We start from the raw sequence: 10,671 nt of genomic DNA on the forward strand, positions 1-10,671 counted from the left end.
GACAGGCCGCAACGCTAATCCGCGAAAACCACCGTCTTGCGGCCATTGAGCAGGATGCGGTCTTCAAGGTGATAGCGCACGGCGCGCGCGAGAACGCGACGTTCGATGTCGCGCCCTTTCCGCACGAGATCTTCCGCCGAGTCACGGTGCGTGATCGACTCCACGTCCTGCGCGATGATCGGGCCCTCGTCGAGGTCGGACGTTACGTAATGCGCGGTCGCGCCGATCAGCTTCACGCCGCGGGCATGAGCCTGATGGTAGGGCTTGGCGCCCTTGAAGCTCGGAAGGAACGAGTGGTGGATGTTGATGCAGCGCCCCGTGAGCTTTGCCGCGAGACCGTCCGACAGGACCTGCATGTAGCGCGCGAGCACCACGAGATCGGCCTTGGAGTCGCGGATGATCTCCCAGACCCTGGCTTCCTGTTCGAGCTTCGTGTCCTTCGTGACGGGAAGGCAGTGGAACGGAACCCTGCCCAGATCCACATGGCTGTAGGTTTCGACCGGGTGATTGGCGATGACGCCGACGGGCTCGAAATCGAGCTCGCCGATGCGCCAGCGGTAGAGCAGATCCGCGAGGCAATGGTCGAATTTCGAGACCAGCAGCATCACCCGGCGCTTCTCGCTCGGATCGCGCAGGGTCCATGTCATGCCGAAGCGCTCGGCAAGCGGCACGAAGCCGCTCTTCAAGGCGTCGATGTCGCTCTCCCCCGACACGGGATCGAACACGACACGCATGAAGAAGCGATCCGTCTGCGTGTCGTCATATTGCTGAGCGTCGAGGATGTTGAGGCCCGCATCCGACAGATGCCCTGCCACGGCAGCCACGATACCGGGACGGTTCGCGCAGGCGAGCGTCAGGACGAAGCGTTGCGACGGGACATGGACCATCATGCTTACCTCAGCTTCTTGCATGCCGCATCTTCCGGCGAAGCGGATGCCGGTTCGCCGGAAGATGCGTTTAGAATCGCACCGCGCGGGCGCGCTTGACCTGCGGGATCTCCTCGATCTTGCGCAGGAGTTCATCGGAGACCGGCTGGTCGACCGACACGAAGCAGATGGCGTCGCCGCCCGGCTTGTCGCGCCCGAGCGCGAAGGTCGCAACGTTCACGCCCGACTCGCCGAGCAGCGTGCCGAAGCGGCCGATGAAGCCGGGCTTGTCGTCGTTGCGCACATAGATCATGTGCGGGGCGAATTCCGCATCGACCGCGATGTCGCGGATGTCGAGCACGCGCGGCTTGCCGTCTTGGAACACGGTGCCGCCCGCATGGCGAGGCATGTCCTCGGCATCGACGACGATGCGGATGAAGCTCTCGTAGTCGCGGACCGCGCTCTCGCGCTTGACCTCCTCGACCGTGATGCCGCGCTCGCGCGCGACCACCGGGGCGGACACCATGTTGATGTCCTGCAGGAAGGGACGCAGCACGCCGGTCACGGCCGCGGAGGTCAACGCGCGGGTGTTCATTTCCGCCACGGCGCCCTCGTATTCGATGCGGATGCCCTTGATCGAGGCTTCCGTGAGCTGGCCCAGGAACGAGCCGAGCTTGTCGGCGAGCGCCACGAACGGCTTCAGGCGCGGTGCTTCCTCCGCGGTGATCGAGGGGAAGTTCACCGCGTTCTGGATCGCGCCCTGCAGCAGGTAATCCGACATCTGCTCGGCCACCTGCAGCGCCACGTTCTCCTGCGCTTCCGTGGTGGCGGCGCCGAGATGCGGCGTGCAGACCACGTTGGGATGGCCGAAGAGCGGGTTGGATGTTGCCGGCTCCTCGACGAACACGTCGAAGGCCGCGCCCGCCACATGGCCGGAATCGAGGGCTGCGCGCAGCGCCACCTCGTCGACGAGACCGCCGCGGGCGCAGTTGACGATGCGCACGCCCTTCTTGGTCTTGGCGATGTTTTCGGCCGAGAGCACGTTCTTCGTCTTCTCCGTCATCGGCACGTGCAGCGTGATGATGTCGGCGCGGCGTAAGAGATCGTCCAGCTCTACCTTCTCGACGCCCAGTTCGACCGCGCGCTCCGGCGACAAGAAGGGATCGTAGGCGATCACCTTCATGCGCAGGCCGATGGCGCGATCGGCCACGATGGACCCGATATTGCCGCAGCCGATGACGCCGAGCACCTTGGCCGTCAGCTCGACGCCCATGAAGCGGTTCTTCTCCCACTTGCCGGCTTGCGTGGAGGCGTCGGCCTGCGGGATCTGGCGCGCGAGCGCGAACATCATGGCGATCGCATGCTCGGCGGTGGTGATGGAATTGCCGAAGGGCGTGTTCATGACGATGACGCCCTTCGCCGTGGCGGCGGGGATCTCGACATTGTCGACGCCAATGCCGGCGCGGCCGATCACCTTCAGGTTCTTGGCCTGATCGAGGATCTTCGCCGTCACCTTGGTGGCGGACCGGATGGCGAGGCCGTCATAGTAGCCGATGATGGCGGCGAGCTTGTCCTTGTCCTTGCCGAGATCCGGCTGGAAATCGACCTCGATGCCGCGATCTTTGAAGATCTGCACTGCGGCGGGAGACAAAGCGTCGGAAATGAGAACGCGGGGAGCGGGCATGGGTTGAACCTCATGGCGTCATGGCCGGGCTTGTCCCGGCCATCCGTGTCTGCCGGTATCGCAAGCTCAGCCCTCAGGCGTGGATCCCCGGGCGTGTCCCGGGGATGACGATCGTGGCAGGTCTGACCTCAAGCCGCTTTCGCGAGCTTCGCCTTTTCCTGCGCGAAGGCCCAGTCGAGCCAGGGTGTCAAGGCTTCCAGGTCGGATTGCTCGACGGTGGCGCCGCACCAGATGCGAAGGCCGGGAGGAGCATCGCGATAGGCGCCGATGTCGAGAGCCACGTTTTCCTTGTCGAGCGCCGTCGTGATGCCCTTGGCGACCTGCGCCACGGCCTCGGGACCCTGTGCAATCACATCCGGATCGGCGATGACGAGGCATACGCTGGTGTTCGACACGGTGGCGGGAACCTTGGCGAGATTGGCGATCCACGGGGTCCTTGCCACCCAGTCGTGGATGACCTTCGCGTTGGCGTCGGCCTTGGCCACGAGCGCATTGAGCCCGCCGATGGACTTCGCCCATTCGAGCGCGTCGATATAATCCTCGACGGCCAGCATGGACGGCGTGTTGATCGTCTCGCCCTCGAAGATGCCTTCGATGAGCTTGCCGCCCTTGGTCATGCGGAAGATCTTCGGCAGCGGCCAGGCCGGCTTGTAGGTCTCGAGCCGCTCCACCGCGCGGGGGGAGAGGATGAGCATGCCATGAGCCGCTTCGCCGCCGAGAACCTTCTGCCAGGAGAAGGTGACCACATCGAGCTTCGCAAAATCGAGCTTCTGCGCGAAGGCCGCCGAGGTGGCGTCGCAGATGGTCAGCCCCTCGCGGTCGGCCGCGATCCAGTCAGCGTTGGGCACGCGCACGCCGGAGGTGGTGCCGTTCCAGGTGAACACCACGTCGCGGTTCTTCGTATCGACCTGCTTGAGATCCGGAAGCTCGCCGTAAGGCGCATTGACGACGCGGGCGTCGGCAAGCTTCAACTGCTTGACCACGTCCGTGACCCAGCCCTCGCCGAAGCTCTCCCAGGCCAGCATGTCGACGGACTTGGCGCCCAGCATCGACCACAACACCATCTCCACGGCTCCAGTGTCCGAGGCCGGCACGATGCCGATGCGGTAATCGGCCGGCACCTCGAGCACCTCGCGGGTGAGGTCGATGGCGAGCTTCAGGCGCGCCTTGCCGAGCTTCGCGCGGTGCGAGCGGCCGAGGCTGTCGGTCTTGAGATTCTGGAGAGACCATCCGGGGCGCTTCGCGCAGGGGCCGGACGAGAAGAAAGGCGCGCGGGGACGCACGGCGGGCAGGTTTGTCATGGTAATCCATCCTTACAGATGGGCGCCTCTCGGTGGGGAGAGGTGTCCCGCCGACCGGTATGACGGAGGCAAAGACGACGGTCAAGGCACTCGTCGCGGGGCAAGCGTTCATATTACGAAATCGTAATACAAAACATCGTGTCTGCTGCGTTATCTTCAGAGCGCTTGGCATATATTGTGCTAGGACAACTTCCGACAATTTCGACCAAAAAGCCAATAAGGCCGAGAGACTGAGTAAGGAGCGAGCATGCGTGTGTCCGGTCAACTCGCTGTCATTGCCATGCTGGGGGCAGCAGGCTTTGGCGGCTGGTACGCCTATAAGGGCGGCTATCTGGCCAATCTGCCCGTGATCGGCGCGTATGTGAGCCAACCCGCAGAGCAGCAGGCCGCCCAGGGCGGGCGCGGCCGGGGCGGCGCTGCCGGTCCCGCAACGGTAGAGGTCGACATGGTCAGGACCGGCCGCATCGTCGAGATGCGGGAATCGGTCGGCACGGTCCGTGCCTATGAATCGATCACCGTGACCGCCAAGGTGGCAGGCGTTGTCGGCGAAATCGGCTTCACCGAAGGCCAGAAGGTCAAGGCCGGGGACATGCTGGTCCAGTTCGACGCCGCCGAACGACGCGCCGAGATCGAGCAGACGATCGCGGAGGCGAGCCGCGCCGAAGCCCTCAAGAACGAAGTTGCCATCAAGCTGGAACGCGCCCAGGCTTTGAGCCGCACCGGCGCGGGCACCGGCGCCCAGGTCGACGATCTGACGGCCCAGATGAAGTCGCTCGAGGGCTCCATCGCCTCCGCCCGCGCCCAGCGCAAGGCCGCCGAGGCTCGTCTCGAAGACCTGATCATCCGAGCCCCCTTCGCCGGACGCGTCGGCACCCGCTCCGTCTCCCTCGGCGCCTATGTGGCCCCAGGCACCCGCATCACCTCCCTCGACGATCTGTCCAGGATCCGCCTCGACTTCGCGGTGCCGGAAAATCTCCTGGGCCGCCTCAAGCCGGGCCAGACGGTCAACGCCACCTCGGCCGCCTACAAGGGCCGCACCTTCAAGGGGACCGTTGCGACCATCGATACACGCGTCGATCAGACGACCCGCACGGCGCGCCTGACGGCCGAGTTCGACAATCCGGACGAGGCTTTGAAGCCCGGCATGTTCCTGTCCGTCGCCCTGGAGGTTTCGACCAGGGATGACGCCATCGTGGTGCCGGAAGAGGCCGTCGTCAGCGAAGGCCTGCGCCACGTCGTCTATCCGGTGAAGGACAGCAAGGTGGAACGCCGCGTCATCACCATCGGTCAGCGTCAGGGCGGCAAGGTCGAGGTGGTGGACGGGCTGAAAGCCGGCGAGACCATCGTCGTGATGGGTGTTCAGCGCGTGCGGCCCGGGGCCGAAGTCGTTGCCCGGCCGCTCGGCTCGGGCCCGCCGGCCGCCCCCGTGCCGGCCGCGACCCGGGAGCAGCCCTCACGCTCCTCGCTGAACGTTCCACAGGCCATCGGCGCCGCCCAGGCCGCCGAGCGCAAGTGATTTTCCACTCCCGCACCGGCGGGAGGTTTTCGTTTTACTGACTGGTACAGAGCCGAACCGTCATGCAGGTTTCAGACCTCTTCATCCGCCGTCCTGTCTTCGCCGTCGTGGTCAGCCTGCTGCTGATCGTCGGCGGCCTTGCCGCGCTCATGAACCTGCCGGTTCGCGAATATCCGCAGACCGACCGTCCGGTGGTCTCGGTCTCCACCGTCTATCGCGGCGCCTCGAACGAGGTGATCGAGAGCCGGGTGACGGAGATCGTGGAAGGCGCGGTCGCCGGCATCGAAGGCATCCGCCAGATCACGTCCCAGAGCCAGAACGACCGCTCGTCCGTCTCCATCGAGTTCGAGGTCTCTCGCGATCCGGAAGCTGCGACCTCGGATGTGCGCGACGCCGTCTCCCGCATCACTGGGCGACTGCCCGACGGCGCCGACACGCCGGTGGTTCGGAAAGTCGACGCGAATGCCTCGGCCATCCTGTGGGTAGGCGTGACGTCGACGACCCTCGACGCGCTCGAACTCAGCGACTTCCTCAAGCGCGTCTACGTGGACCGTCTCTCCACCGTCCCGGGCGTGGCCAACGTCAATCTCAGCGGCGAGCGGCGCTTTGCCATGCGGATCTGGGTCGACCGACCGGCCCTGGCAGCCCGTGGGCTCACGGTGCAGGACTTGGAGACGGCCATCAAGCGCCAGAACGTGGAACTGCCCGGCGGCCGGATCGAGTCCAGCCAGCGCGAATTCACCATCAAGACCGATTCCCGCCTCGCCACGCCCGAGCAGTTCTCGCAGGTGATCGTCACCAACAAGAACGGCTATCTGGTTCGGCTCGGCGAAGTGGCTCAAGTCGAGGTCGGTCCCGAGGACACCCGGTTCGAATTCTACCAATCGGGTGAGACCGCCATCGGCCTGGGCGTCGTGCGCCAGTCGACGGCGAACACGCTCTCCGTGGTCGATGGCGTGCGCAAGGAACTGGAGGAGCTGAAGAGCTCACTGCCGCCCGGCACCACGGCGGAAGTCGCCTATGACGAGAGCCAGTTCATTCGCGCTTCGATCGAAGGCGTGCTGCACACGCTGATAGAAGGCGTGGCGCTCGTCATCCTGGTGATCCTGCTCTTCCTGCGTGACTGGCGCTCGACCATCGTGGCCATGGTGGCCATCCCGGTCTCGATCATCGCGGCCTTCATGGTCATGGCCTTCTTCGGCGCGTCGATCAACGTGCTGACGCTGCTCGCCATCGTGCTCGCCATCGGCATCGTGGTGGACGATGCGATCGTGGAGATCGAGAACGTGCACCGGCGCATCGAGGAAGGCCAGCCGCCGCTGCTCGCCTCCTTCGACGGCGCCCGCGAGATCGGCTTCGCGGTGATCGCCACCACGGCCACCCTGATGGCCGTGTTCGTGCCGCTCGCCTTCATGACCGGCAATACAGGCAAGCTCTTCCGGGAATTCGGCATCACGCTCGCCGCCTCGATCTTCTTCTCGGGCGTCGTGGCGCGCACGCTCACCCCGATGCTGTGCTCCAAGCTCATGGTCCCGGCCCATGGCCGGATCCAGCGCATGACCGAGCCGGTCTTCGAGAAGATGAACAGCGGCTACCGCTGGCTCCTCTCCCGCGCCCTGCGGGTGCCGGTCGTCATCCTTTTCATCGGCTTCCTGGTGTCGCTCTCGGCCTACGGCCTGTTCCAGTCGCTGCCGAAGGAGTTCGCGCCCACGGAGGACCGCGGCGCCGTCATCGTCCGGCTCCAGGCGCCTGAAGGTGCGAGCCTCGATTATACCCGCGACCGGGTGAAGGAGGTCGAGAAAGCCCTCATGCCCCTGCAGGAGAAGGGCCTTGTCGCCTCGATGCTGAGTCAGGTGGCCCCCGGCTTTGCCCGCCCCTCCCCGGTCAACGAAGGCATCGTGATCGTGCGCCTCGTGCCCTGGGAAGACCGTACCGAGAGCCAGCAGGACATCGTGCGCCAGATGACGCCGAAGGTGTCGAACTTCCCCGGAGCGCGCGCATCGGTGGTCAACCCGCCCGCTTTCGGCGGTGCCGGCGGGTTCGGCCAGCCGATCCAGTTCGTGCTCGGCGGCCCCGACTACGAGACGATCCGCGGCTGGCGCGACATCGTCATGCAGAAGGCCCAGGAGACGGGCAAGTTCGTCAACATGGACTCCAATTACCGCGAGTCGCAGCCGGATATCCGTGTTCAGATCGACCGCCAGCGCGCCGCCGATCTCGGCGTCTCGGTGGAGGATATCGGCCGCACGCTCGAGCTGATGTTCGGCGAGACCGAAGTTTCGACCTTCGTCAGCCGCGGCGACGAATACCCGGTGATCATGCGTGCCCGCGCCCAGGACCGCGCATCGCCGAACGACCTCTCCAACACCTTCATCCGCGCCGGCAACGGCGAGCTCGTTCCGCTCTCCTCCTTCGTCACTCTGACGGAATCGGCCGCTCCGCAGGCGCTGAACCGGTTCGACCGCCTGCGGTCGATCACGATTCAATCCGGACTGGCGCCGGGCGTCTCCATCGGCGAGGGCCTGGACATCCTGCAGCAGATCGTGCGCGACAACCTGCCGGCGGAGGTGCGCATCGGCTATAATGGTCAATCCAAGGACTTCCTGGACTCGACGGGCGCGATCTACCTGACCTTCGCCATGGCGCTGCTGGTGGTGTTCCTGGTGCTGGCGGCGCAGTTCGAGAGCTGGATCAACCCGTTCATCATCATGCTCACCGTACCGCTCGCGGTAACCGGCGGATTGCTGGCTTTGTTCGTCACCGGACAGACGCTCAACATCTACAGCCAGATCGGCATGATCCTGCTCATCGGCCTCATGACCAAGAACGGCATTCTGATCGTCGAATTCTCGAACCAGCTGCGCGAGCGCGGGTATTCGGTGCGGGATGCGGTGGTCGAAGCCTCGGTCCTGCGCCTGCGTCCGATCCTGATGACCTCGATCGCCATGATCGGCGGCGCCATCCCGCTCGCCTGGTCCACCGGTGCCGGCGCCGAGGCGCGCAACGCCATCGGCTCTGTGATCGTGGGCGGCGTCACCGTCTCGACCATGCTGACCATGCTGGTGGTGCCCTCGATCTACCTGCTCCTCGGCGGCTTCACCAAGCCCGCAACCTATGTGAGCGAACTGCTCGACAGGCTCCGCGCCGAGACAGGCCAGCGCCCCCATGGCGAGGACCTGCCGTCGCGGACGAAGGAGGTTCCTCCGGCCCACCCGGCGGAGTGATCGGGCGAGGGCGCATTCTCCCTTGATCCTCATCCTGAGGAAGATCGTCAGGTCCGTCTCGAAGGGCGAGGGCGGGTCCAGTGCTCTCTGAATCCTCCTTCGAGACGCCTGCTGCGCAGGCTCCTCAGGATGAGGTTGAGAGACGCACGCACCACCAGGAAGACAGAAAACAAAAGTCCCGGCGATCATCTCGCCGGGGCTTTTCTGTTTTGGAAAGCGGAACGGAAGCCGTGCTTACGCAGCGGCCCTCGACGCGGCCTGGGTGACGGCTTCCACCACGTCGTCCACCACGCGGTTGACGAGGTCTTCGTTGTCGCCCTCGCCCATTACGCGGATGACGGGCTCGGTGCCGGAGGGACGGATCACGAGGCGGCCGGCATTGCCGAGGGTCTCGCGGCCGGACTCGATGGCCTGGATGACCGAGGATTCCTGCAGCGGCTTGCCAGACTTGTAGCGCACGTTCTTGAGGACCTGCGGCAGCGGCTCGAAACAATGGCAGACGTCCGAGACCGGCTTACCGAGGCTCTTCACCACGGCGAGGAGCTGGAGGGCCGCCACGAGGCCGTCGCCGGTCGTGGTGTAGTCGGACATGATGATGTGGCCAGACTGTTCGCCGCCGAGATTGTAGCCGTGAGCGCGCATGTGCTCGAGCACGTAGCGGTCGCCGACGGCGGTACGCACCAGGCCGAGGCCCATGCCGTTCAGATAGCGCTCCAGGCCGAGATTGGACATGATCGTCGCGACGATGCCGGGCTGTGCCAGGCGACCGTCCTCCTTCCAGGAGCGGGCGACGACGCCCATGAGCTGGTCACCATCGACTCTGTGGCCCTTCTCGTCGACGATCAGCACCCGGTCCGCATCCCCGTCGAGGGCAATGCCCACGTCGGCGCGCAGCTCGCGCACCTTGTGGATCAGGGCATCCGGCGCGGTGGAGCCGACATCGTGGTTGATGTTGAAGCCGTTGGGCTCCACGCCGATGGATACCACCTCGGCTCCGAGCTCCCAGAGGGCCTCCGGGGCGACCTTGTAGCCGGCGCCGTTGGCGCAATCGATCACCACGCGCATGCCTTCCAGGTCGACCTGGCGCGGCAGGGTGCGCTTGGCGAACTCGATGTAGCGGGCCTGGACGCTCTCGATGCGCTTGGCGCGCCCGAGCGTGGAAGACCCGGCCAGGCGCCGTGTCAGGTCGGAATCGATCAAGGCCTCGATCTGAAGCTCAATGTCGTCGCTGAGCTTGAACCCGTCGGGACCGAACAGCTTGATGCCGTTGTCCTCGTAGGGGTTGTGGGAGGCCGAGATCATGACGCCGAGGTCGCAACGCATAGAGCGCGTCAGCATGGCGACCGCAGGGGTCGGGATTGGGCCCAGCAGCAGCACGTCCATGCCCACCGAGGTGAAGCCGGCCTGGAGGGCGGATTCGATCATATAGCCGGAGAGCCGCGTATCCTTGCCGATCACGACCCGGTGCCGGTAATCGCCGCGCTGCTGGAACATGAGACCGGCCGCCTGCCCGACCCGCAGGGCCAGATCCGGCGTGATGATCCCGTTGGCGCGACCTCGAATTCCATCGGTCCCGAAGTATTTACGCACGTGCTTTGTCTCCGCATCCCGTAGCGCCATTGCGCGCTTTGGCTTTTTCAAAGCAACCTCCCTGAATGAGGTCAAGGGACTTGAGCCAATGCGCGCCATCACAAGTGATAAGCGATTGTTACAAGTCTTAAACCTGGTCCTTAGGGATTATTAGATCTTTGAGGTAAACAAAAAAGAACGCCCGCCGGGTGGCGGGCGTCCAGAATTCTACAGGGACGGCCGTTTTAGGCCTGCGGCTGGGGCTCCATGCCCCCGTCGCTCTCCCGCGGCCGGCCACGGCCGGCGGTGGGCACGGCGGAGCCGCGGTTGGGAGAGATAGCCTCGCCCGTGTCGCGCACCGGCGGCTGTCCGTCGAGGAGGTTGCGGATCTCGTCGCCGGTCAGGGTCTCGTATTCGAGCAGGCCGCGGGCCAGGGCCTCGAGCTCGTGCGCCTTCTCGGTCAGGATGCGGCGGGCATCGTTGAGCCCGTCCTCGACCAGGCGGCGGACCT

At 65.3% G+C, this 10,671-nt stretch carries 6 protein-coding genes and 1 pseudogene; 2 read left to right on the forward strand and 5 right to left on the reverse strand.

Going from position 1 to position 10,671, the window contains the following annotated elements:
- Nucleotides 1-14: 14 nt before the first annotated feature.
- From purU to KHP60_RS18530, 3 genes are all read right to left on the reverse strand, one after another.
- The gene (gene purU / locus KHP60_RS18520) at nt 15-887 is read right to left on the reverse strand and encodes a formyltetrahydrofolate deformylase (protein WP_213565809.1); all 873 of its coding nucleotides are present in this window, start codon (nt 885-887) and stop codon (nt 15-17) included.
- 70 nt (nt 888-957) lie between these two features.
- Nucleotides 958-2,550, reverse strand: a complete 1,593-nt coding sequence (gene serA, locus KHP60_RS18525; protein WP_213565802.1) for a phosphoglycerate dehydrogenase — start codon at nt 2,548-2,550, stop codon at nt 958-960.
- A gap of 128 nt (nt 2,551-2,678) precedes the next feature.
- Nucleotides 2,679-3,851, reverse strand: coding sequence for a phosphoserine transaminase (locus KHP60_RS18530; RefSeq protein WP_213565803.1), 1,173 nt, complete (start codon nt 3,849-3,851; stop codon nt 2,679-2,681).
- Between the two features lie 247 nt (nt 3,852-4,098).
- Here KHP60_RS18530 and KHP60_RS18535 point away from each other — a divergent pair, with 247 nt between their 5' ends.
- Both KHP60_RS18535 and KHP60_RS18540 read left to right on the forward strand, forming a co-directional pair.
- Nucleotides 4,099-5,367, forward strand: coding sequence for an efflux RND transporter periplasmic adaptor subunit (locus KHP60_RS18535; protein ID WP_213565804.1), 1,269 nt, complete (start codon nt 4,099-4,101; stop codon nt 5,365-5,367).
- 62 nt (nt 5,368-5,429) lie between these two features.
- Nucleotides 5,430-8,591: an efflux RND transporter permease subunit gene (locus tag KHP60_RS18540; protein ID WP_213565805.1), complete on the forward strand. Its 3,162-nt coding sequence runs from the start codon at nt 5,430-5,432 to the stop codon at nt 8,589-8,591.
- 234 nt (nt 8,592-8,825) lie between these two features.
- On the opposite strand, the gene glmM is transcribed toward KHP60_RS18540, so the two are convergent.
- Nucleotides 8,826-10,181, reverse strand: coding sequence for a phosphoglucosamine mutase (gene glmM / locus KHP60_RS18545; RefSeq protein ID WP_213565806.1), 1,356 nt, complete (start codon nt 10,179-10,181; stop codon nt 8,826-8,828).
- Nucleotides 10,182-10,405: 224 nt separating this feature from the next.
- Nucleotides 10,406-10,671, reverse strand: a pseudogene (locus tag KHP60_RS18550) (cell division protein FtsH); the annotation flags it as partial.

Source organism: Microvirga sp. 3-52 (genome assembly GCF_018383585.1).
Lineage (GTDB): Bacteria > Pseudomonadota > Alphaproteobacteria > Rhizobiales > Beijerinckiaceae > Microvirga.